The sequence below is a fragment of the Streptomyces sp. NPDC030183 genome, from assembly GCF_055573455.1.
In genome coordinates this window covers 90,751-112,509 of record NZ_JBVIBK010000003.1, presented here as the reverse complement: position 1 = coordinate 112,509, position 21,759 = coordinate 90,751, and the positions used below count along the sequence as shown (strand labels likewise).

The 21,759-nt window shown below is 71.3% G+C and carries 20 protein-coding genes; 11 read left to right on the top strand and 9 right to left on the bottom strand.

Features of this window, described 5'->3' with window-relative positions; genetic code table 11:
- The first annotated feature begins 35 nt into the window (after positions 1-35).
- The 11 genes from uvrC (at position 36) to pgi (ending at position 14,554) form a co-directional block, all read left to right on the top strand.
- The gene (uvrC, locus tag ACZ4Z2_RS05225; RefSeq protein WP_468072526.1) at positions 36-2,108 is read left to right on the top strand and encodes an excinuclease ABC subunit UvrC; all 2,073 of its coding nucleotides are present in this window, start codon (positions 36-38) and stop codon (positions 2,106-2,108) included.
- Positions 2,105-3,157 (top strand): RNase adapter RapZ, encoded by a 1,053-nt coding sequence (gene rapZ, locus ACZ4Z2_RS05220; RefSeq protein ID WP_468072524.1) that lies wholly within the window; start codon positions 2,105-2,107, stop codon positions 3,155-3,157. Before uvrC ends, rapZ begins: the two co-directional genes overlap by 4 nt.
- Positions 3,154-4,224 carry a gluconeogenesis factor YvcK family protein gene (locus ACZ4Z2_RS05215; RefSeq protein WP_468072522.1) on the top strand — a complete coding sequence of 357 codons (1,071 nt, stop codon included), beginning with the start codon at positions 3,154-3,156 and terminating at the stop codon, positions 4,222-4,224. Before rapZ ends, ACZ4Z2_RS05215 begins: the two co-directional genes overlap by 4 nt.
- Positions 4,215-5,204, top strand: a complete 990-nt coding sequence (gene whiA, locus ACZ4Z2_RS05210; protein ID WP_055710847.1) for a DNA-binding protein WhiA — start codon at positions 4,215-4,217, stop codon at positions 5,202-5,204. The genes ACZ4Z2_RS05215 and whiA overlap by 10 nt, the downstream gene beginning before the upstream one ends.
- Positions 5,205-5,392: 188 nt before the next feature.
- Positions 5,393-8,350, top strand: coding sequence for a M14 family metallopeptidase (locus ACZ4Z2_RS05205; protein WP_468072520.1), 2,958 nt, complete (start codon positions 5,393-5,395; stop codon positions 8,348-8,350).
- 269 nt (positions 8,351-8,619) lie between these two features.
- Positions 8,620-9,624, top strand: a complete 1,005-nt coding sequence (gene gap / locus ACZ4Z2_RS05200) for a type I glyceraldehyde-3-phosphate dehydrogenase (protein WP_468072518.1) — start codon at positions 8,620-8,622, stop codon at positions 9,622-9,624.
- 134 nt (positions 9,625-9,758) lie between these two features.
- Positions 9,759-10,970 carry a phosphoglycerate kinase gene (locus tag ACZ4Z2_RS05195; protein ID WP_468072516.1) on the top strand — a complete coding sequence of 404 codons (1,212 nt, stop codon included), beginning with the start codon at positions 9,759-9,761 and terminating at the stop codon, positions 10,968-10,970.
- Between the two features lie 39 nt (positions 10,971-11,009).
- Positions 11,010-11,765, top strand: a complete 756-nt coding sequence (gene tpiA / locus ACZ4Z2_RS05190; RefSeq protein WP_468072880.1) for a triose-phosphate isomerase — start codon at positions 11,010-11,012, stop codon at positions 11,763-11,765.
- Between the two features lie 102 nt (positions 11,766-11,867).
- Positions 11,868-12,098: a preprotein translocase subunit SecG gene (secG, locus tag ACZ4Z2_RS05185; protein ID WP_468072878.1), complete on the top strand. Its 231-nt coding sequence runs from the start codon at positions 11,868-11,870 to the stop codon at positions 12,096-12,098.
- A gap of 224 nt (positions 12,099-12,322) precedes the next feature.
- Complete coding sequence (locus ACZ4Z2_RS05180) at positions 12,323-12,658, top strand: RNA polymerase-binding protein RbpA (protein ID WP_003957010.1); 336 nt, start codon at positions 12,323-12,325, stop codon at positions 12,656-12,658.
- Between the two features lie 240 nt (positions 12,659-12,898).
- Positions 12,899-14,554: a glucose-6-phosphate isomerase gene (gene pgi / locus ACZ4Z2_RS05175; RefSeq protein ID WP_468072514.1), complete on the top strand. Its 1,656-nt coding sequence runs from the start codon at positions 12,899-12,901 to the stop codon at positions 14,552-14,554.
- Positions 14,555-14,619: 65 nt separating this feature from the next.
- Here pgi and fabG read toward each other — a convergent pair whose 3' ends face one another.
- The 9 genes from fabG to ACZ4Z2_RS05130 all read right to left on the bottom strand — a co-directional run bounded on the left by fabG (position 14,620) and on the right by ACZ4Z2_RS05130 (position 21,719).
- Positions 14,620-15,336, bottom strand: a complete 717-nt coding sequence (gene fabG / locus ACZ4Z2_RS05170; RefSeq protein ID WP_468072512.1) for a 3-oxoacyl-ACP reductase FabG — start codon at positions 15,334-15,336, stop codon at positions 14,620-14,622.
- A complete protein-coding gene (locus tag ACZ4Z2_RS05165; protein ID WP_468072510.1) occupies positions 15,333-15,821 on the bottom strand; it encodes a hypothetical protein in 489 nt (162 codons plus the stop codon). Before ACZ4Z2_RS05165 ends, fabG begins: the two co-directional genes overlap by 4 nt.
- An 86-nt stretch (positions 15,822-15,907) precedes the next feature.
- Positions 15,908-16,828: an NAD-dependent epimerase/dehydratase family protein gene (locus ACZ4Z2_RS05160; RefSeq protein WP_468072508.1), complete on the bottom strand. Its 921-nt coding sequence runs from the start codon at positions 16,826-16,828 to the stop codon at positions 15,908-15,910.
- A gap of 3 nt (positions 16,829-16,831) precedes the next feature.
- The gene (locus ACZ4Z2_RS05155) at positions 16,832-17,386 is read right to left on the bottom strand and encodes a hypothetical protein (protein WP_468072506.1); all 555 of its coding nucleotides are present in this window, start codon (positions 17,384-17,386) and stop codon (positions 16,832-16,834) included.
- Entirely contained in the window at positions 17,383-19,116 is a 1,734-nt protein-coding gene (locus ACZ4Z2_RS05150) for a class I adenylate-forming enzyme family protein (RefSeq protein WP_468072504.1), read from the bottom strand. Before ACZ4Z2_RS05150 ends, ACZ4Z2_RS05155 begins: the two co-directional genes overlap by 4 nt.
- Positions 19,103-19,927, bottom strand: coding sequence for a hypothetical protein (locus tag ACZ4Z2_RS05145; RefSeq protein WP_468072502.1), 825 nt, complete (start codon positions 19,925-19,927; stop codon positions 19,103-19,105). Before ACZ4Z2_RS05145 ends, ACZ4Z2_RS05150 begins: the two co-directional genes overlap by 14 nt.
- A gap of 22 nt (positions 19,928-19,949) precedes the next feature.
- Positions 19,950-21,164 carry a beta-ketoacyl-[acyl-carrier-protein] synthase family protein gene (locus ACZ4Z2_RS05140; protein ID WP_468072500.1) on the bottom strand — a complete coding sequence of 405 codons (1,215 nt, stop codon included), beginning with the start codon at positions 21,162-21,164 and terminating at the stop codon, positions 19,950-19,952.
- Entirely contained in the window at positions 21,154-21,447 is a 294-nt protein-coding gene (locus tag ACZ4Z2_RS05135) for an acyl carrier protein (protein WP_468072498.1), read from the bottom strand. Before ACZ4Z2_RS05135 ends, ACZ4Z2_RS05140 begins: the two co-directional genes overlap by 11 nt.
- On the bottom strand, positions 21,444-21,719 hold the full coding sequence (locus tag ACZ4Z2_RS05130) for an acyl carrier protein (RefSeq protein WP_468072496.1): 276 nt from the start codon (positions 21,717-21,719) through the stop codon (positions 21,444-21,446). Before ACZ4Z2_RS05130 ends, ACZ4Z2_RS05135 begins: the two co-directional genes overlap by 4 nt.
- Between the last annotated feature and the right edge of the window lie 40 nt (positions 21,720-21,759).

The following is a 21,759-nucleotide window of genomic DNA, read 5'->3' as shown; positions in this document are numbered from 1 at the left end:
CCTGGGTGTCACTCCCCGCCAGTAGGGTGTGGAGCATGGCCGATCCCTCCAGCTACCGCCCCAGTCCGGGACAGATCCCGGACTCTCCCGGGGTGTACAAATTCCGTGACGAGCACCGCCGGGTGATCTACGTCGGGAAGGCGAAGAGCCTGCGCCAGCGCCTGGCCAACTACTTCCAGGACCTGGCCGGCCTCCACCCGCGCACCCGCTCCATGGTCACCACGGCCGCCTCCGTGGAGTGGACGGTGGTGTCCACCGAGGTGGAGGCGCTCCAGCTGGAGTACTCCTGGATCAAGGAGTTCGACCCCCGGTTCAACGTCAAGTACCGCGACGACAAGAGCTACCCGTACCTCGCGGTCACGATGAACGAGCAGTACCCACGCGTGCAGGTGATGCGCGGTCACAAGAAGAAGGGCGTCCGCTACTTCGGCCCGTACGCGCACGCGTGGGCCATCCGCGACACCGTCGACCTGCTGCTGCGCGTCTTCCCCGTCCGTACCTGCTCGGCCGGCGTCTTCAAGAACGCGACCCGCACCGGCCGCCCCTGTCTGCTCGGCTACATCGGCAAGTGCTCCGCCCCCTGCGTCGAGCGGATCTCCGCCGAGGAGCACCGGGAACTGGCGGAGGAGTTCAGCGACTTCATGGCCGGCCGCACCGGCACCTACCTCCGCCGCCTGGAACGCCAGATGATGGACGCGGCCGAGGAGATGGAGTACGAGCGGGCCGCCCGGCTGCGCGACGACATCGAGGCCCTGAAGAAGGCCATGGAGAAGAACGCGGTCGTGCTCGCCGACGCGACCGACGCCGACCTGATCGCGGTCGCCGAGGACGAACTGGAGGCCGCCGTCCAGATCTTCCACGTACGCGGGGGACGCGTGCGCGGCCAGCGCGGCTGGGTCACCGACAAGGTCGAGGCCGTCACCACCGGTGACCTCGTCGAGCACGCCCTGCAACAGCTCTACGGCGAGGAGACCGGCGACTCGGTGCCCAAGGAAGTCCTCGTCCCGGCGCTGCCCGACCCCGTCGAGCCCGTCCAGGAGTGGCTCACCGGGCGCCGCGGCTCGAACGTCTCCCTGCGCATCCCGCAGCGGGGCGACAAGAAGGCCCTCATGGAGACCGTGCAGCGCAACGCCCAGCAGTCGCTCGCCCTGCACAAGACCAAGCGCGCCTCCGACCTCACCACCCGCTCCCGGGCCCTGGAGGAGATCGCCGAGGCCCTCGACCTCGACAGCGCCCCGCTCAGGATCGAGTGCTACGACATCTCCCACCTCCAGGGCGACGACGTCGTGGCGTCCATGGTCGTCTTCGAGGACGGGCTGGCCCGCAAGAGCGAGTACCGCCGCTTCCAGATCAAGGGCCGGGTCGGGGACACCCAGGTCTGGCACGGCGAGGGCCAGGACGACGTCCGGTCCATGCACGAGGTCATCGCCCGCCGCTTCAAGCGGTACCTCGCCGAGAAGGAGAAGACCGGCGAGTGGACCGACGGCGAGGCCGCCCTCACCGAGGAGGACGGCCGTCCCAAGCGCTTCGCCTACCCGCCGCAGCTCGTCGTCGTCGACGGCGGACAGCCGCAGGTCGCCGCCGCCCGCCGGGCCCTGGACGAACTGGGCATCGACGACATCGCCGTGTGCGGTCTCGCCAAGCGCCTGGAGGAGGTCTGGCTGCCCGGCGAGGACGACCCGGTGGTCCTGCCGCGCACCAGCGAGGGCCTGTACATGCTCCAGCGCGTCCGAGACGAGGCCCACCGCTTCGCCCTCACCTATCAGCGCACCAAGCGGGCCAAGCGGTTCCGGGCGAGCCCCCTGGACGACGTCCCCGGCCTCGGCGACACCCGCAAGCAGGCCCTGCTGAAGCACTTCGGCTCGCTGAAGAAGCTGCGCGCCGCGACGATCGACCAGATCTGCGAGGTCCCCGGCATAGGCCGCAAGACGGCCGAGACGATCGCCGTGGCCCTCGCACAGGCGGCACCGGCGGCACCCGCCGTGAACACCGCCACTGGAGAGATCATGGAGGAAGAGGAGCCCGGCACGACGGCGGACACCTCCGTGGAACCCGTGGCGGCGCACATCGCGGGCCCCCCGGACCGGCGACGAGGGCAGGAGACATGACCGAGCACGAAGAGCGCCCAGAACTCCATGAGCGCCCCGAGCGTCCAGAAGAACAGCACCACGAGCACACAGGGGAGCGCGGGCAGACCCCCAGCGCGGTGGGCGACCATGCCTCCCAGCACCCAGCGCCACAGGAAGACGGAGCACACGTGAGTACGGGCATCGAAACAGCCGGGGTCCCCGAGGCGGCCATCCCCGAGCTGGTCATCATCTCCGGCATGTCCGGCGCCGGCCGGTCCACGGCCGCCAAGTGTCTGGAGGACCTCGGCTGGTTCGTCGTGGACAACCTGCCGCCCGCGCTGATCCCCACCATGGTGGAGCTCGGTGCCCGCTCCCAGGGCAACGTGGCGCGGATCGCGGTCGTCGTCGACGTCCGCGGCCGCCGGTTCTTCGACAACCTCCGCGACTCCCTCGCCGACCTCGAGACGAAGAACGTCACCCGCCGGATCGTCTTCCTGGAGTCCTCCGACGACGCCCTGGTGCGCCGCTTCGAGTCGGTGCGCCGCCCCCACCCCCTCCAGGGCGACGGCCGCATCGTCGACGGCATCGCCGCCGAGCGGGAGCTGCTGCGCGAACTGCGTGGCGACGCCGACCTGGTGATCGACACCTCCAGCCTGAACGTGCACGAGCTGCGCGCCAAGATGGACGCCCAGTTCGCCGGCGAGGAGGAGCCGGAGCTGCGGGCCACCGTCATGTCCTTCGGCTTCAAGTACGGCCTGCCCGTCGACGCCGACCTGGTCGTGGACATGCGCTTCCTGCCCAACCCGCACTGGGTCCCGGAGCTGCGCCCCTTCACCGGCCTCAACGAGGAGGTCTCCGCGTACGTCTTCAACCAGCCCGGCGCCAAGGAGTTCCTCGACCGCTACGCGGAGCTGCTCCAGCTGATCGCCGCCGGGTACCGCCGCGAGGGCAAGCGGTACGTGACCATCGCGGTCGGCTGCACCGGCGGCAAGCACCGCTCGGTCGCCACCTCGGAGAAGCTCGCCGCCCGCCTCGCCTCCCAGGGCGTCGAGACCGTGGTCGTGCACCGCGACATGGGCCGCGAATGACCGGACGTGCTGCTCTGCGGCTGAGCAGACTGCGCCGGGTCACCCCGGAAGGACGGACGGTCAGGCCCGCCGAGGCGCGCGGCGGCCGGCCGCGCCGTCGCGGCGCCCAGCCGAAGGTCGTCGCGCTCGGCGGCGGCATGGGCCTGTCCGCCTCGCTCGCCGCCCTGCGCCGGATCACCGGCGACCTCACCGCCGTCGTCACCGTGGCCGACGACGGCGGCTCCAGCGGACGCCTGCGCGACGAACTGGGTGTGCTCCCGCCCGGCGACCTGCGCAAGGCGCTGGCCGCGCTGTGCGGCGACGACGACTGGGGCCAGACCTGGGCCCGCGTCATCCAGCACCGCTTCACCTCCAAGGGCGACCTGCACGACCACGCCGTCGGCAACGTCCTGATCGTCGCCCTGTGGGAACAGCTCGGCGACCACGTCCAGGCGCTGGACCTCGTCGGCAAGCTGCTCGGCGCCCAGGGCCGTGTGCTGCCCATGTCCGCCGTGCCCCTGGAGCTCCAGGCCCTGGTCAAGGGGCACGATCCGGCGCGCCCCGACGACGTCGACACCGTCCGGGGCCAGGCGACCGTCGCGCTCACCCCGGGCGAGGTGCAGTCCGTGCACCTCGTGCCGCACGACCCGCCCGCCGTGCCCGAGGCGGTGGAGGCCGTCCTCGACGCCGACTGGGTGGTGCTCGGCCCCGGCTCCTGGTTCTCGTCGGTCATCCCGCACCTGCTCGTGCCGGAGCTACTCGACGCGCTTACCGAGACCAAGGCCCGGCTCGTGCTGTCGCTGAACCTCGCCCCGCAGCCGGGAGAAACCGATGGGTTCTCCCCGCAGCGTCATTTGGAGGTTTTGGCACGACACGCCCCTAAACTCGCCCTGGACGTGGTGCTGGCCGACGAGGCCGCCGTGCCCGACCGGGATTTGCTCACCGAGGCCGCCAAGCGGTTCGGCGCCGCGGTCGAGCTGGCTCCGGTGGCCCGGCCCGATGGATCTCCGCGGCATGATCCGGAGCTGCTGGCCGCCGCGTACGACCGTATTTTTCGGATGCATGGAAGGATCGGCCCATGGCGATGACGGCAGCGGTGAAGGACGAGATCTCCCGGCTACCCGTCACCCGGACCTGCTGCAGAAAGGCGGAGGTCTCGGCGATCCTGCGGTTCGCGGGCGGGCTGCACCTGGTGAGCGGCCGCATCGTGATCGAGGCGGAGCTGGACACCGCGATGGCGGCGCGCCGCCTGAAGCGGGACATCCTGGAGATCTTCGGCCACAGCTCCGAACTGATCGTGATGGCGCCCGGCGGACTGCGCCGGGGCTCGCGCTATGTGGTGCGGGTCGTCGCGGGCGGCGATCAGCTGGCCCGTCAGACGGGACTGGTCGACGGCCGCGGCCGGCCCATCCGCGGACTGCCCCCGCAGGTGGTCTCGGGGGCCACCTGTGATGCCGAGGCCGCCTGGCGCGGGGCGTTCCTGGCGCACGGCTCGCTCACCGAGCCCGGCCGTTCGTCCTCCCTGGAGGTGACCTGCCCGGGCCCGGAGGCCGCTCTCGCGCTGGTCGGCGCCGCCCGTCGGCTGTCGATCGCCGCCAAGGCCCGTGAGGTGCGCAGCGTCGACCGGGTCGTCGTACGGGACGGTGACGCGATCGGCGCGCTGTTGACCCGGCTCGGCGCCCATGAGTCGGTGCTGGCCTGGGAGGAGCGGCGGATGCGCCGCGAGGTGCGGGCCACGGCCAACCGGCTCGCCAACTTCGACGACGCCAACCTGCGCCGCTCGGCCCGTGCCGCCGTCGCCGCCGGTGCCCGGGTGGGCCGTGCCCTGGAGATCCTCGGGGACGACGTGCCCGAGCACCTCGCCGCCGCCGGACGACTGCGGATGGAGCACAAGCAGGCATCGCTGGAGGAGCTGGGCGCGCTCGCCGACCCGCCGCTCACCAAGGACGCCGTCGCGGGCCGGATCCGCCGGCTGCTGGCCATGGCGGACAAGCGCGCACAGGACCTGGGCATCCCGGGGACCGAGTCGAGCCTCACCGAGGAGATGGCCGAAAACCTCGCCGGGTGACCGCCCGTCAGCCGAACAGCGTATCGACGAACTCGCCGGTGCCGGCGCCCTGTTGGGCTGTCGGCGCCGGCTTTTCGGCGAAGGCGTGAAATCCTGGTGTGGCCTGTGCGGCACCCTTGACGTGACCCCGATCTGACATGAGCCTGGCGTCTGTTCGCCACTGTGGCGAACCCACGCAAGGGGGGCTCATGAGACGAAGAGCGAGATCGATCCTCGCTGCCGGCGTGCTCCTGCTGGGCGGTGGCGCGGGGCTCGCGCCGTTCGCCCAGGCGGCCGAGAACGAGGGCTCCGGAGACACGGAAGAGGTCAAGGTCTTCCGTGCCGAGGTCACGAAGAAGCAGGTACCCCTGCTGCTCGCGGCCGGGCAGGACGGCCATGAACTCAGCGAGCAGGCACCGGAGAAGGGCACGGCGTCGGTCGAGGTCTACCTCACCGACAAGCAGGCCAAGGCCCTGGAGGGCCAGGGCGTCGAGCTCACGGAGCACAAGCTCACCCGCAAGGCGCAGGCCCGGGTGGACGCCGCCGGCGACGGGGTCTACCGCCCCTACAGCGGCGCGGGCAACATCAAGGAGGAGATCCTCCGCACCGGTCAGGAGCACCCCTCCCTGACCAAGGTGGTCTCCATCGGCAAGTCCCTCCAGGGGCAGGACATCCTCGCGCTCAAGCTGACCAGGAACGCGAAGAAGACCAAGGACGGCGCGAAGCCCTCCGTGCTGTACATGTCCAACCAGCACGCGCGTGAGTGGATCACCCCGGAGATGACCCGGCGGCTGATGCACCACTACCTGGACAACTACAAGACGGACAAGCGGATCAAGAAGATCGTCGACACCACCGAGCTGTGGTTCCTGATCTCCGCCAACCCCGACGGCTACGACTTCACGCACCAGGCCGCCGCCAACCGCCAGTGGCGCAAGAACGTGCGCGACATCAACGGCGACAAGGCCATCACCGTCGGCGACGGCGTCGACCTCAACCGCAACTTCGCCTACAAGTGGGGCTACGACAACGAGGGTTCGTCCCCGTTCCCCACCAGCGAGACCTACCGCGGCGCGAGCCCGGGCTCCGAGCCCGAGACCAAGGCCCTGGACTCCTTCGAGAAGCGCATCGGCTTCGAGTACGGCATCAACTACCACTCCGCCGCCGAACTGATCCTCTACGGCGTGGGCTGGCAGGTGGCCACCCCCACCCCGGACGACGTGCTCTACAAGGCGCTGGCCGGTACCCCGGAGAACCCCGCCGTCCCCGGGTACCACCCCCAGCTCTCCTCGGAGCTGTACACCACCAACGGCGAGGCGGACGGCCACGCGGCCAACGTCAACGGCACGGCGATGTTCACCCCCGAGATGTCGACGTGCCAGACCGCGTCGAACATCGACCCGGCCGACGCCTGGAAGCCGGAGGACTGCGCCTCCGTCTTCACGTTCCCGGACGACGAGAAGCTGATCAAGCAGGAGTTCGAGAAGAACATCCCGTTCGCGCTCTCCGTCGCCGAGTCCGCCGCGAAGCCCGACCGGCCGAAGTCCTCGGTCGGCCTCGACGCCCCCGACTTCACCCCGGCGCCCTTCACCACGTCGTACTCGCGCGGCGCCGACCAGGAGATCTCCGTCGTCGTCCGCAGGTCCGTGCGCGACAAGGAGCTGAAGTACCGGATCAACGGCCGCGGCCGTACCTACGACCAGACGCTCAGGCCCTGGAAGGGCGGCGAGACGTTCGGCGGTGAGGACAACCTCTGGTTCGACGAGTACCGGGCCAAGGTCCAGGACGGCGAACCCGGCGACAAGGTCGAGGTCTGGTTCACCGGCGAGACGAAGAGCGGCAAGCCCACCCGCAGCGAGCGCTTCACGTACACGATCGCCAAGCGGCCCAAGGCCGACACCCTCGTCGTCGCCGAGGAGGGCGCGACCGCGACCCAGACCCGGACCTATGTCGACGCGCTGAAGGCCAACGGCAAGAAGGCGCTCGTCTGGGACGTCGCAACCCAGGGCGCTCCCGACGCGCTCGGCGTACTGAAGCACTTCAAGCAGGTCGTGCACTACACGGGCGCCGTGCGCCCCGGTGTGGCCACCCAGCTCGAACTGCGGGCCTACCTCAACGAGGGCGGCAAGCTGATCGAGGCGGGCGAGAGCGCCGGCGGCTCCGTCGACCTCGGCGGCGGCACCCTGTCCAACGACTTCAGCCAGTACTACCTGGGCGCCTACAGTCGTACGTCCCTGCCCGACGCCAAGGCGTTCGCCGGCAGCGGCAGGCTCGCGGGCTTCACCGGAACCCTCGGCGACGCGCCCGGCAACCCGCTCAACACGGCCGGGTCCTTCGGCCTCACCTCCGACGCCCTGCCCGCGGAAACCTTCCCGCAGTTCGCGAGCGCCGGCGCCGGCCAGTACCCCGGCACCGTCAACCCGTACGGCCCGTACGAGGGCGCGTCCATGGCGGCTGTCACCCACTCCGACTACGCCTGGAACCGGCTCACCCGCACCATCGACCTCACCTCGGTGACCGCGGCCGACAAGCCCACGCTGCGCACCCGGATCCTCTGGAACACCGAGGAGGGCTACGACCACGCGGTCCTGGAGGCGCACACCGCCGGGGCGGACGACTGGACGACGCTGCCCGAGGCGGGCGGCGCCACCTCCACCGCCGTGCCCGTCGAGTGCGAGGCCGGCTACTTCATCCAGGCCCACCCGGCGCTGAAGCGGTACCTGACCCCGGGCTCCGGCGGCTGCGCGCCGACCGGCACCAGCGGTGCCTGGAACAGTTTCACCGGGGCCTCCGACGGCTGGAAGCAGGTCGAGTTCGATCTGTCCGCCTACGCCGGCAAGTCGGTCGAGGTGTCGTTCAGCTACATCACCGACCCCGGTTCCGGCGGCCGTGGCGTACTGCTCGACAACACCACGGTGGTCACCGGCGGCACCGCCGGCGCGACCGAGGGCTTCGAGACGTCGCTCGGCGCGTGGAAGACCCCCGGCCCGCCCGCGGGCAGCCCGGCGGTCGTCCGGGACTGGGGCCTGTCGGGCGAACTGTTCAAGACGTTCGGCGCGGTCACCACGAACGACACCGTGCTCCTCGGCTTCGGCCTGGAGCAGGTGCCCGCGGCGGCCGACCGCACCGCACTGCTGGGCAAGGCGCTGGCGGCGCTGAGGAAGTGAGCGCCGACCGCGCCGAAGGGCTGATGACAGGTCCTGGAGAGGCCACCTCGAACGTCTGAAATCAGATGATCGGAGGGCCGCTCAAAAGGTAATCAGCTTGCAAAACCCGGGCGGTCCGTACCCCTACTGGCGGGTACGGACCGCACCGGCATGTATAGGGCATCTCGATGTCACTCGACGGGTGTCGGGGAGGTAGGGTCGTAGGCGGTCGGGGACATCCCATACAGCTCGCCGGCACTGAGCCGGCGTACCAACGAGGAGATCGGTTCGTGACGATCCGCGTAGGCATCAACGGCTTTGGCCGCATCGGTCGTAACTACTTCCGCGCGCTGCTGGAGCAGGGTGCGGACATCGAGATCGTGGCTGTCAACGACCTGGGTGACACCGCGACCACCGCTCACCTGCTGAAGTACGACACCATCCTGGGCCGTCTCAAGGCCGAGGTGTCGCACACCGCCGACACGATCACCGTGGACGGCCACACCATCAAGGTCCTCTCCGAGCGCAACCCTGCCGACATCCCGTGGGGCGAGCTGGGTGTCGACATCGTCATCGAGTCCACCGGCATCTTCACGAAGAAGGCCGACGCCGAGAAGCACCTCGCCGGCGGCGCCAAGAAGGTCCTCATCTCGGCTCCGGCCTCCGACGAGGACATCACCATCGTGATGGGCGTCAACCAGGACAAGTACGACGCGGCCAACCACCACGTCATCTCCAACGCCTCCTGCACCACCAACTGCGTGGCGCCGATGGCCAAGGTCCTCGACGAGGAGTTCGGCATCGTCAAGGGCCTGATGACGACGGTCCACGCGTACACCAACGACCAGCGCATCCTGGACTTCCCGCACAAGGACCTCCGCCGCGCCCGGGCCGCCGCGGAGAACATCATCCCGACCTCGACGGGCGCCGCGAAGGCCACCGCCCTGGTCCTCCCGCAGCTGAAGGGCAAGCTGGACGGCATCGCCATGCGCGTCCCGGTCCCCACCGGCTCGGTCACCGACCTCGTCCTGGAGCTCGACCGCGAGGTCACCAAGGACGAGATCAACAACGCCTTCCAGAAGGCCGCCGAGGGCCAGCTGAAGGGCATCCTGGAGTACACCGCCGACCCGATCGTGTCCTCGGACATCGTCAACTGGCCGGCCTCCTGCACCTTCGACTCCTCCCTGACGATGGCCCAGGGCAAGCAGGTCAAGGTCGTGGGCTGGTACGACAACGAGTGGGGCTACTCCAACCGCCTCGTCGACCTGACGGTCTTCGTCGGCAACCAGCTCTGATCGACGGAAACAGGCACTTGATGTGACGGCAGGGCTCGGGCGGCGCAGCGACGCGCCGCCCGGGCCCTGACTCACGTGCGAAACGGCCCTCTTACGATCACGAGCACCACAAGTCCTCTCCGGGAGTCCCCTCAATGAAGACGATCGACGAACTCCTCGCCGACGGAGTCGCCGGAAAGCGGGTCTTCGTCCGCGCCGACCTGAACGTGCCGCTGTCCGGCACGACCATCACCGACGACGGCCGGATCCGCGCCGTCCTGCCCACCGTGAAGGCCCTCGCCGACGCGGGCGCCCGTGTGGTCGTCGCCTCTCACCTGGGTCGCCCCAAGGGCGCCCCGGACCCGGCCTTCTCGCTCGCGCCGGCCGCCGCCCGCCTCGGTGAACTCCTCGGCGCCGACGTGGCGTTCGCGACGGACACGGTCGGCGAGTCCGCCGAGGCCACCGTCACGGGCCTCGCCGACGGCCGGGTCGCCGTGCTGGAGAACCTGCGCTTCAACGCCGGCGAGACGTCGAAGGACGACGCCGAGCGCGCCGCCTTCGCCGACCGGCTCGCCGGTCTCGCCGACGTCTACGTGGGCGACGGCTTCGGCGCGGTGCACCGGCGGCACGCGTCCGTCTTCGACCTCCCGGCCCGGCTGCCGCACTACGCCGGCCACCTCATCGCGGCCGAGGTCGGCGTCCTCAAGAAGCTCACCGAGGACGTCAAGCGCCCCTACGTGGTCGCGCTCGGCGGCGCCAAGGTCTCCGACAAGCTCGCCGTCATCGACCAGCTGCTCGGCAAGGCCGACCGCATCCTCATCGGCGGCGGCATGGCGTACACCTTCCTCAAGGCCAAGGGGTACGAGATCGGCAGCTCCCTCCTCCAGGAGGACCAGCTCCCGGCCGTCACGGAGTACCTGGAGCGCGCCGAGAAGACCGGTGTCGAACTGGTCCTGCCCGTCGACACCGTCGTCTCGTCCGCGTTCCCGGACCTGAAGACCAAGGCGCCGGCCGACCCCGCCTCCGTCGCCGCGGACGCCATCCCGGCCGACCAGATGGGCCTGGACATCGGTCCGGAGACCCGCAAGCTGTACGCCTCGAAGATCGCCGACGCGGCCACCGTCTTCTGGAACGGGCCGATGGGCGTCTTCGAGCACCCCGATTTCGCCGAGGGCACCAAGGCGGTCGCCCAGGCTCTCCTCGACTCCGAGGCGTTCACGGTCGTCGGCGGCGGAGACTCCGCCGCGGCCGTGCGCATCCTGGGCTTCGACGAGAACGCATTCGGCCACATCTCGACCGGTGGCGGCGCCTCCCTCGAATACCTCGAGGGCAAGACGCTCCCCGGCCTCGCCGCACTGGAGGACTGACCCTCGATGACTGCTGTTGAAAACGGCCGCCTGCCGCTGATGGCCGGCAACTGGAAGATGAACCTCAACCACCTCGAGGCCATCGCCCACGTCCAGAAGCTCGCCTTCGCCCTCGCCGACAAGGACTACGAGGCGTGCGAGGTCGCGGTCCTGCCGCCCTTCACCGACCTCCGGTCCGTGCAGACCCTGGTCGACGGCGACAAGCTCAAGATCAAGTACGGTGCCCAGGACCTGTCGGCCCATGACTCCGGCGCCTACACCGGCGAGATCTCCGGCCCGATGCTGGCCAAGCTCAAGTGCACCTTCGTGGCGGTCGGCCACTCCGAGCGCCGCCAGTACCACGACGAGACCGACGAGATCGTCAACGCCAAGGTCAAGGCCGCCTTCAAGCACGGCCTCACCCCGATCCTGTGCGTCGGCGAGGAGCTGGAGGTCCGCGAGGCGGGCAACCACGTCTCCCACACCCTCGCCCAGGTCGAGGGCGGCCTGAAGGACGTCCCCGCCGAGCACGCCGAGACCGTCGTCATCGCCTACGAGCCCGTCTGGGCCATCGGCACCGGCAAGGTCTGCGGCGCCGAGGACGCCCAGGAGGTCTGCGCCGCCATCCGCGCCAAGCTGGCCGAGCAGTACAGCCAGGAACTGGCCGACCGGGTCCGCATCCAGTACGGCGGTTCCGTCAAGGCGGGCAACGTCGCCGAGATCATGGCCCAGGCCGACATCGACGGGGCCCTCGTCGGCGGCGCCAGCCTCGACGCGGACGAGTTCGTCAAGATCGTGCGCTTCCGCGACCAGTGAGTAGGCGCTAGCGGCGTAACGTCGTAGTCTTGCGGGGACCGGCCGAGACGGCCGGTCCCCGTCGTCCGTCAGAATTCCGAGGAAGTTGGTCCAGCCGTGGTTATGGGGTTCTCGATCGCCCTGATCGTCTTCAGCGCGTTGCTGATGCTGCTGGTGCTGATGCACAAGGGGAAGGGCGGCGGCCTCTCCGACATGTTCGGTGGCGGTATGCAGTCGTCCGTCGGAGGCTCCTCGGTCGCCGAGCGCAACCTCGACCGGATCACCGTCGTGGTCGGTCTGCTGTGGTTCGCGTGCATTGTCGTGCTCGGCATCCTGATGAAGGTCAACAACTGACTTCCGGGTCCGCTTGAGGCAACACGTCACGGACGCACCGATCCGCACGTAAAGCCCCATGCCGGGTACGCGACTTCGAGCGCGGCCTATCATGGGGCTTGCGTCTGGGGTGGGATGTAACTCCAATCACTGGACGCGCGTTGGGCCTTACGTAGACTGAGGCGCTCGCAGCGAAGCGAAACGCCGACTCGCTTCGCCGCACCATCACGCAGGGAGTTACGACCGTGGCAAGTGGCAACGCGATCCGAGGTAGCCGGGTCGGGGCGGGGCCGATGGGCGAAGCCGAGCGCGGCGAGTCCGCACCCCGGCTGCGCATCTCCTTCTGGTGCTCCAACGGACACGAGACCCAGCCGAGCTTCGCAAGCGACGCGCAGGTCCCCGACACCTGGGACTGCCCGCGCTGCGGCTTCCCGGCCGGACAGGACCGGGACAACCCGCCGGACCCACCGCGCACCGAGCCCTACAAGACGCACCTCGCCTATGTGCGGGAGCGGCGCAGCGACGCGGACGGCGAGGCGATCCTCGCCGAGGCGCTCGCCAAACTGCGGGGCGAGATCTAGGAATTGCGGCCGGCCGGGCACCTCGGGGTGTCCGGCCGTAGTCGTTCGCCGGGCACCGCTTTCCCTCCTGTTCGCCTCCTGTCCCTCGACGCGCTGACACCGGTGCGCACGGCCGACGTATCTGTTGTCGAGCCGGACCACGGCGGGACGACCGCTCGTGTCGCCCCGTGATCAATTAAGTTGGGACCGGCAGCGGGGCAAGGTACGCAGGACCAGTAGGAAAGAAGGCTGAAGTCCGAGATGAACGCAGAAAGCCGTACCAGGCTCAACCAGACGCCCGAGTGGACGGCGCTGGCCGAGCACCGGGACCAGCTGGGCGACGTACAGCTGCGGGAGCTGTTCGCGGCCGACCCCGGGCGTGGCACCGGGTACACCCTGGAGGTCGGCGATCTGCACGTCGACTACTCCAAGCACCTGGTCAACGACGAGACCCTGCGGCTGCTGCGGGAGCTGGCCGCCGCGACCGACGTGTTCGGACTGCGGGACGCCATGTTCCGCGGCGAGAAGATCAACACCACCGAGGACCGCGCCGTTCTGCACACCGCGCTGCGCGCCCCGCGTGACGCGGTGATCGAGGTCGACGGCGAGAACGTGGTGCCGGCCGTGCACGCCGTCCTCGACAAGATGGCCGGCTTCGCCGAGCGGATCCGCTCCGGCGAGTGGACCGGGCACACCGGCAGGCGCATCAAGAACATCGTCAACGTCGGCATCGGCGGCTCCGACCTGGGCCCGGCCATGGCGTACGAGGTGCTGCGCTCCTACACCGACCGCGACCTGGTCGTCCGCTTCGTGTCGAACGTCGACGGGGCCGACCTGCACGAGGCGGTGCGGGACCTGGACGCGGCGGAGACGCTGTTCGTCATCGCCTCCAAGACGTTCACCACGATCGAGACGATCACCAACGCGACCTCGGCCCGTGACTGGCTGCTGACCGAGCTGAAGGCCGGCCCCGAGGCCGTCGCCAAGCACTTCGTCGCGCTGTCGACGAACGCCGGGAAGGTGGCGGACTTCGGTATCGACACCGCCCACATGTTCGAGTTCTGGGACTGGGTCGGCGGACGCTACTCGTACGACTCGGCGATCGGTCTGTCGCTGATGATCGCGATCGGCCCGGACCGCTTCCGGGAGATGCTCGACGGTTTCCGGATCGTCGACGAGCACTTCCGCACCGCGCCCGCCGAGTCCAATGTGCCGCTGCTGCTGGGCCTGCTCGGCATCTGGTACGGCAACTTCCACGACGCCCAGTCCCACGCGGTCCTGCCGTACAGCCACTACCTGTCCAAGTTCACGGCGTACCTCCAGCAGCTGGACATGGAGTCCAACGGCAAGTACGTGGGCCGCGACGGCCGCGAGGTCGAGTGGCAGACCGGGCCGGTGGTGTGGGGCACGCCGGGGACCAACGGGCAGCACGCCTACTACCAGCTGATCCACCAGGGCACCAAGCTGATCCCGGCGGACTTCATCGGCTTCGCCGAGCCGGTCGCCGACCTCGGTGACCGGTTCAAGGCGCAGCACGACCTGCTGATGGCGAACTTCTTCGCCCAGACCCAGGCCCTGGCCTTCGGCAAGACGCCGGACGAGGTGCGGGCCGAGGGCGTGGCGGAGGAGCTGGTGCCCCACAAGACGTTCAAGGGCAACCACCCGACGACCACGATCCTGGCGAAGGAGCTCACCCCGTCGGTCCTCGGCCAGCTGATCGCGCTGTACGAGCACAAGGTGTTCGTCCAGGGCGCCGTGTGGAACATCGACTCCTTCGACCAGTGGGGCGTCGAGCTGGGCAAGGTCCTCGCCAAGCGGGTGGAGCCCGCGCTGACCGACGGCGCCGAGGTGCCGGGTCTGGACGCGTCCACGCAGGCCCTGGTCGCCAAGTACCGGGAACTGCGCGGCCGTCAGTAGGCGAACGGATGGGGAGGGGGAGGCACCCGCAGCCCCTCCCCACCCCGCTCCCGGGCCCCGCGGGCTCAGTGCCCCAGGCCCGCGCCTCCGTCGAGGGGGATCACCGCGCCGCGGACATAACCGGCGCCGACCACGAACGCCACCGCGTCCGCGACCTCCTCGGGGCGGCCCAGCCGGCCGGCCGGGGTGCCGCGCAGCAGCTCACGGCGCTGTTCCGGGGTGAGGGCGCGGCTCATGTCGGTCTCGGTGAGACCGGGGGCGACCACGTTGCACGTGATGTCACGGGGGCCCAGCTCCTGGGTGAGGGCGCGGGCGAAGCCGACGAGGCCCGCCTTGGCCGCCGCGTAGTTGGTCTGGCCGGGGGCGCCGTGCAGGGCGGCCGTGGAGGAGATCAGGACGATACGGCCGTGGCCCGCCCGGAGCATTCCGCGCATCGCCCGCCGGGCGACCCGGAAGGCCCCGGTGAGGTTGGTGTCGACGACGGAGGTGAAGTCCGCCTCCGTCATCCGCGCCAGCAGCCGGTCCTGCGTGACGCCCGCGTTGGCGACCAGCACGGACACCGGGCCGTGGGCGGTCTCGGCCTCCTTGAACGCCAGGTCCACCTGTTCGTCGTCGGTGACGTCGCACCGTACGGCGAGGACGTTCTCCCCGGCGGGGGGTTCCTCTCCCCGGTAGGTGACCGTGACCCGGTCGCCGGCCCCGGCGAACCGCCGGGCGATGGCCAGACCGATGCCCCGGTTCCCGCCGGTGACGAGAACCGAACGGGCCGTCGTCTTCGTCATCGTGCGTTCCCTCTCCTCGCTGCTTCCAACGGCCGTGTCCGCTCCGGGTCGGCCGCCGGGGCCGCCCGGGGGCGCAGGCCCACGGCCGACACGGCGAACCCGACGAGGGCGAGGGCGGCGATCGAGAGCGTGGCGGCGGCCATCGCGTCGAGGAAGGCGCGGTCGGCGGCCGTCGCCAACTCGGGCAGACGCAGGGAGCCGGCGAGGGAGCGGGCGGCCCCGGCGGACGTGCGGGCCTGCTGCTCGGCGGCGGGGGAGAGCACCTGTCCGGCGCCCGGCAGTTCGGTGTCGGCCATGCGCTCCCGGTACACGCCGGAGAGGACCGAGCCCGCCAGGGCGACCCCGAGGGTGCCGCCGGCGCGCCGGGCGGCGGACCCGGCGCCCGCGAGCCGTGGCGGCACCCCGCTCATCATCACAGCGGTGACCGGGCTGCCGACCAGCCCCATCCCGAAGCCCTGGATCCACAGCAGCGCCGCGATGACCATGCCTCCGGCGTCCTCGTGGGCGCGTGCACCCGGTGCTGTCCCGCTGAGGTCGAGCCCGGCGGGGTTGGTTCCCGGCCCGGCCCGTCTCATTCCCGGCCCAGCCCGTCGCGCCAGCTCGGTCGCGCCGGCTTCCAGCCGAGCAGCGCCCGCGCCCGGTCGTTGGACGCGCCGTGGGCGGAGGTGAGCTGGTGCGCCATGAACCAGCCGAGCAGCCGGGGCGCGAGGGCCGACGGAACCGTACGGGGGGAGGGCGCGGCGAGCGCCCGGGCGAAGTGGGGCAGCCACTGCGCGGCCGGGGCAGGGTCGTCGTCCGTCACATGGAACACACCGGTCGTATCGGACTCGACGGCCGCCACGGCCGCCCCCACGGCGTCCTCCATGTGCAGGAACGACATGATCCCCGAGCCACTGCCGGGCAACGGGAGCCGCCCGGCCCGCACGGCCTGCGCGGTGCCTCCGGTGCGGGCGTACGCCGTGCGGGGGCCGTACAGGGTGCCGTACCGCAGCACCACGCCCTCCAGGCCGCTGCCGAGCACCTGCCGTTCGAGATCGGCGACCGCCCGGACCGTCGCCGCCCAGCCCGGATCGGGGGCGTCCACGTACAGGGGGGCGTCCTCGTCGAGGACCGGCTCCCCCGCGGGCGCGGCGGCGAAGGCGATGGACTGGGCGACCAGCCGGCGGGCACCGGCCGCGCGGGCCGCCGCGATCAGGTGCGCGGTGCCCTCGGTGCGCAGCCGTGCCGTCTGCGCGAAGGCCGCCGGAGGGTCGTCGCTCAGCAGCCGCAGGGCCGACATCTGATGGACGATCACCTCTGGCCGGGCGTCCGACACGGCCGACAGCAGCGCCTCACGGTCGAGGGCGTCGGCGACGACCACCTCGTCCGCGCCGGGAGCCCGGCCGACGGCCCCCTTCCGTACGAGGGCGCTCACCTGGTGGCCGCGTTCCCGCAGCGCGCCCACCAGCGGGTGCCCGACCACGCCGGTGGCCCCGGCGACAAGGATCCGCATGGCTCAGCCCTCCGTTCCGGCCGGGGCGGGCGCGGCCACCCGCATCAGCAGACGGCACGCCTTGTCGCCCTCGCGCAGACAGCTCTCGGCGCGGTTCTCCGACAGGGTCACGCCGAGCCCTTCGGACCAGCCCGCGTGGACAGCGGTGCACGGACAGCGGTAACCCTCCAGGGAACCGGCCATCCGGACCATGGTGATCGCGAAGTTCCGCCTGAGCGTGAGGACGATCAGATCGTCGTCCTCGACCTCCGTGGAGGCGTTGCGCAGTTCGGGCGGGAACATCCGGTCACCGCAGTCGTCGTAGCGGCGGCGCAGCTCCTCCAGGTCCTTGCGGACGTCCCCGGTGTCCGGGAGCGGGCCGGCGAGCCGGGCGACGCGCTGCCCGACGTGCAGGGCGACCTTGCGCAGCGCCTCGGCGTTGATCTCGTTCGCCGCCTCCTGCCCGAACCTGGCGGCCACCCCCTGGTACCAGTGCGCGTCGTGCTGCCACCACAGCCGGTACGCCTCCACGGTCGCGGCCCGGTGGTTGACGGTGTCACCGCCCGTACTCGTGCTCATGCGTGCTCCTCGGCGGCGTCGGTTCCCGCGTCGGTCGGTGCGGTGGCCACGGCGGCCGGACCGGCGGCGAACCTGTCGCGCATCACTCGTTTCAGAACCTTGCCGGTGGCGCCCTTGGCCACGTCGTCCGGCCTCATCCGCAGGGCCCGCGTCACCGGCGGGAAACCGGCCGCCGTCAGCACGGAGTTGACGCGCGCGGTCCACACCTCGTCGCCCGCGTCGCCCTCACCGCCGTCCTCGGCCGCGCCCTCGTCGGCGAGCTGGAGCAGCGCGTACGCCTCGGCCTCCCCGTCGCCGTCCCAGTCCGCCCGTACGCCGTCCGGAGCCACCCCGACCACCGTGCAGTCGGCGAGCCCGGGGACCTCCGCCAGCAGCAGCTCCTCGGTGCGGGTGCTGAGGACGAGGCCGGCCCGGGTGCGGATGGCGTCCGGGGCCCGGTCCAGGTGGTAGAAGTTGCCCTCCTCGTCCTGGTGGGCGAGGTCCCCGGTGAGCCAGTAGCCGCCGAGCCGCATCCGGTTCCAGGTCAGCGAGTCGTTCCAGTAACCCGGCGTCAGCGTCGGCGACTTGAGGCCGAGGCGGCCGATCTGCCCGGGCGGCAGCGGAGTGCCGTCCTCGGCGAGCACGGCGGCCTCGGCGAAGCTGATCGGCTTGCCCACACAGCGCGAGTACGCCGAGGTGTCCTTGGTGTGCCGGTTGTGGAAGACCGAGTAGCCGGCCTCCGACGAACCGAGCCCGTCCACGAACACCGACCCGTCGACCCGCGTACGGCTCAGGTCCCGGCGGATCTCGACATGGCTCCCGTGCCGGACGAGCGCCCTGATGTGCGCCTCGTGCGCCGCGTCCCCCGTGTTGAACCACACCTGCACGCTCGACAGATCACGCGCCGCCAGATCCTGGGCCGCCATCTCGCCGAACGTCCCGGCGAACGCCAGCACCGTCGTCGGCCGGAACTCCTCGATGGCGTCCAGCACATCCGTGCCGCGCTGGCTGGACAGCAGCTTGATGTCCGCCCGCAGCAGCAGGCAGTACATCAGCGTCGCCACCATCGCGTTGTGCGCGCCCGGCAGCCCGACCAGCGTGCGCTCCATGTCGGTGCCGGTGGAGTAGCGCAGCCGGTGCACCTGCGCGTACATCAGCGTCCGGTGCGTGTGCGGCACCCCCTTGGGCAGGCCCGTGGTGCCCGACGAGTGGGAGATCAGCACCGGGTCACCGGCGTCGTGCCGGTACGGGTACGACGCCGGCAGCGACTCCCGGTCCTCCGGCCGGATCCCGGCGGCCGTCCCGCAGAAGCCGATGCCGGGCGCCCCGGCCAGCACCGCGTGGTGCGCCTCGTCCGTGAAGGCGCCGACCACGCCCTGCCGGTGCACGTACGCGCGCGCGGTCTCCGGCGACAGATTGCCGTTGACGAACGACGGGATCGCGCCGAGCGCCGTGAGCGCCAGGAAGTTCACCGCGAACTCGGCCGCCGCGTAGGAGTGGATCGCCACCGGATCACGGGGCCGGACCCCCCGGGCCGCGTACCAGCCCGCGTACGCCTCCACCACCTCGTACAGCTGCCCCAGCGTCAGCACCTCCGGGTGGCTGCCGTCGGGGGCCCGCCAGCTGCCGTCGAGGCGCAGGACGGGCTCGTCGAGGGCGCGGCCGTACGCCTTCAGCCGGTACAGGACGTTGCCGGCGCCGAGTTCGCTGTCGGAGCAGATCCGCGCCCGCTCCTGCCTACTGATGAGCATGGGTGACCGTCTCGTTTCTCTCCGGGGGCCGTTCGGAACTGAGGAGGAACGCCGCTGCCGCCGGACCGGCCGCCGCCAGGACCCGGCTGCCGCCGTCCCGCAGCAGTCGGCGGTGCGCGGCGGCCAGGTCGAACAGGCCCTGGACGCTGCCGTGGTGCGGGGCCGCCGGGGGAGGCCCGCCGTGCTCCGCCTCCGTCGCGCGGACCGTCACCGGCGCCTCGGGACCGGGCCGGGTCAGCAGCAGCGCCGCCGCCAGACCGGCCGACTCGGGCAGGTCCGGGACCGGGCGGCCGTCCGCCGCGCTCAGTTCGCGGTGCACGGCGGCCACCCGCTCACCGCCGCCCAGCTCCACGCCCAGCACCAGGACCCGGTCCAGCCCCGGGTCCTCCAGCAGCAGGTCCGCCATGGCCAGCAGCTCGGTGACCGGGTCGTCCGGGGTGGAGAGGCTGAGCGTCTGCCCGGTGATCCGGAACTCCCGGCTCAGGTGCCCCAGCACGGAGTTGGGTGTGGCCTGCATGAACAGCAGCGGGTTGTGGACCCGCCCGGACACCATCCGGGTACTGGCCAGGTCCGCGGTGGTGGTGTCGCCCATCAGACTCGCCAGCGCCACCGCCGTACGGGAACCGTCGCCCGGGCAGTCGGTCAGGCACCGCGCGGCCACCTCGTACGCCAGCGGACTGAACGCCGACTCCACGAAGCCGGGCAGTCGCGGCAGCGCGATGTCACCGTCACGGCCGGTGCCGTGGGTCGCGGTGGCGCAGGTGAGCACGGCGAGGGGCGAGCGGAGCGCGGCCTTTTCCGTGGTCGTCACGGCAGCTCCAGTTCCGCGGTCGTCACGGCCGCTCCAGCACGAGTGCGGTGTTGGCGCCGCCGAACGCGGCGTTGACGGTGAGGGCGCGGCGCAGATCGGCGGGCCGGGGCTCGTTCGGCACGTAGTCGAGGTCGCACTCCGGGTCCGGCGCGGTGAACCCCGCGGTCGGCGGGAGGACCCCGTCGGCGAGAGCGAGCATCGTGATGACGAACTCCACGACCCCGGCGGCCTCCAGCAGATGCCCGGTGGTGCTCTTGGTGGAGCTGACCGGCACCGACTCGGCCCGCTTCGGCAGGGCGGCCCGCAGGCCCCGGGTCTCGGCGCCGTCGTTGTACTTGGTGCCGGTGCCGTGCGCGTTGACGTAACCGAGGTCCGCTCCGTCCGGGTCCCCGGCCAGCCGCAGCGCCTGACGTGCGGCGAGGGCGAGGCCGAGGCCCTCCGGGTGGGGCTGCGCGATGTGGTGGGCGTCGGTGGCCGCCCCCCAGCCGACCACGCTCGCCAGCGGCCGGGCCCCGCGCCGCCGGGCGTGCTCGGCCGACTCCAGCACGACGGCCGCGACCCCGTCGCCGAGCAGCAGGCCCGTACGGTCGGCGCTGAACGGGCGCACCATGCCGTCACGCGACAGCGCCCGGCCCGAGTCGAACTTCCCGAACGTCTCCTCCTCCACCAGATAGCCGCCCGCGCACACCGCCGCGTCGACCCGGCCGGAGGAGATCAGCCGGCAGGCGTGGATGATCGCGGCCGCCGACGCCACACAGGCGTTGGTGAACGTCAGCCGGGGTCCGGTCAGCCGCAGTTCGCCCGCCAGCGACTCCGCGAGCCGGGCGGGAACGGCGTCGGCGAGCGGCGCGAGCAGGGGGTCCCCCACGCCCACGGAGCCGTCGGGCCCGTCGGAGCCGGCCCCCGGGCGCGCCGCGTTCCGCCAGTGGCGGGTGATGCTCGTGCAGTCACCGGCGATGCCCAGCAGGACCGCCGCCTCGACGCCCTCGGGCAGTCCCGCCATGTCGAGGGCCTCCGTCCCGCAGCGGGCGAGGGCGTGGCGCAGGGCCCAGCCCTCGACGGCGTCGGGCCCGTCCGGGGCGGCACCGGCCATCGGCGTGCGGTACGGGCCGGTGTCGAACCGGGTGGTCGGCGCGAACGAGGGGACGCCCGCGAACACCCCGCGCCGCAGCGCGTCCGCGCCCGTGCCGAACGCCGTACGGACGCCGAACCCGGTCACCGTCACCTCAGCGGTCAACGGACTCACCCCCGTCCGCCGCGTCCCGCCCGGCGGTCCGCAGGAATTCGGTGAGCCCGCGCAGCGAGGTCAGCTGGGAGAGGTCGTCGTCGCCGGGCTCCACGACCAGGCCGTACCGCTCCTCCACCACATGCAGCAGCCACACCAGTCCCAGCGAGTCCAGGACGAGTTCGGCGTCCTCGTCGAGGTCCTCGGGCACACCGGGGAAGATCTTGCGGTCCGCCAGCAGTTCCCGGACGGTGTCGGTGGTGAGGGCGGCCGGCGCGGAGGCTTCCGCGCTCATGCCGTGGCACCGCGTCGGACGACCTCGGCGACGAGTCCGCCGAGGGTGAGCGAGGCCAGCGACTCGATGTCGGTGTCGGGGATCTCCACGCCGAACCGTGACTCCAGCCGCAGCGTGAGCTCGATCAGACTCAGCGAGTCCACCTCCAGCCCGCCGACCGTCACCGGGCTGTCGTCCGTGATGCCGTCGCGGCTGGTCAGGATGTTCATCTCGTCGATGACCGAGGTCAGGACGAATTCGCGGATCTCGTCTTCCAAAGTGGACGTACTCATGATCAGGATCTCCAGTGACTGATTCCAGTGACCGATTGAG

What these genes read in the sequence shown, in the direction of transcription:
- ACZ4Z2_RS05130 (WP_468072496.1), bottom strand. Translation starts at nt 21,719, where the DNA reads ATGAGTACGTCCACTTTGGAAGACGAGATCCGCGAATTCGTCCTGACC.
- whiA (WP_055710847.1), top strand. Translation starts at nt 4,215, where the DNA reads ATGGCGATGACGGCAGCGGTGAAGGACGAGATCTCCCGGCTACCCGTC.
- rapZ (WP_468072524.1), top strand. Translation starts at nt 2,105, where the DNA reads ATGACCGAGCACGAAGAGCGCCCAGAACTCCATGAGCGCCCCGAGCGT.
- fabG (WP_468072512.1), bottom strand. Translation starts at nt 15,336, where the DNA reads ATGACGAAGACGACGGCCCGTTCGGTTCTCGTCACCGGCGGGAACCGG.
- tpiA (WP_468072880.1), top strand. Translation starts at nt 11,010, where the DNA reads ATGGCCGGCAACTGGAAGATGAACCTCAACCACCTCGAGGCCATCGCC.
- ACZ4Z2_RS05160 (WP_468072508.1), bottom strand. Translation starts at nt 16,828, where the DNA reads ATGCGGATCCTTGTCGCCGGGGCCACCGGCGTGGTCGGGCACCCGCTG.
- ACZ4Z2_RS05195 (WP_468072516.1), top strand. Translation starts at nt 9,759, where the DNA reads ATGAAGACGATCGACGAACTCCTCGCCGACGGAGTCGCCGGAAAGCGG.
- ACZ4Z2_RS05165 (WP_468072510.1), bottom strand. Translation starts at nt 15,821, where the DNA reads ATGGTCATCGCGGCGCTGCTGTGGATCCAGGGCTTCGGGATGGGGCTG.
- ACZ4Z2_RS05135 (WP_468072498.1), bottom strand. Translation starts at nt 21,447, where the DNA reads ATGAGCGCGGAAGCCTCCGCGCCGGCCGCCCTCACCACCGACACCGTC.
- ACZ4Z2_RS05205 (WP_468072520.1), top strand. Translation starts at nt 5,393, where the DNA reads ATGAGACGAAGAGCGAGATCGATCCTCGCTGCCGGCGTGCTCCTGCTG.
- ACZ4Z2_RS05155 (WP_468072506.1), bottom strand. Translation starts at nt 17,386, where the DNA reads ATGAGCACGAGTACGGGCGGTGACACCGTCAACCACCGGGCCGCGACC.
- ACZ4Z2_RS05150 (WP_468072504.1), bottom strand. Translation starts at nt 19,116, where the DNA reads ATGCTCATCAGTAGGCAGGAGCGGGCGCGGATCTGCTCCGACAGCGAA.
- uvrC (WP_468072526.1), top strand. Translation starts at nt 36, where the DNA reads ATGGCCGATCCCTCCAGCTACCGCCCCAGTCCGGGACAGATCCCGGAC.
- secG (WP_468072878.1), top strand. Translation starts at nt 11,868, where the DNA reads ATGGGGTTCTCGATCGCCCTGATCGTCTTCAGCGCGTTGCTGATGCTG.
- pgi (WP_468072514.1), top strand. Translation starts at nt 12,899, where the DNA reads ATGAACGCAGAAAGCCGTACCAGGCTCAACCAGACGCCCGAGTGGACG.
- ACZ4Z2_RS05215 (WP_468072522.1), top strand. Translation starts at nt 3,154, where the DNA reads ATGACCGGACGTGCTGCTCTGCGGCTGAGCAGACTGCGCCGGGTCACC.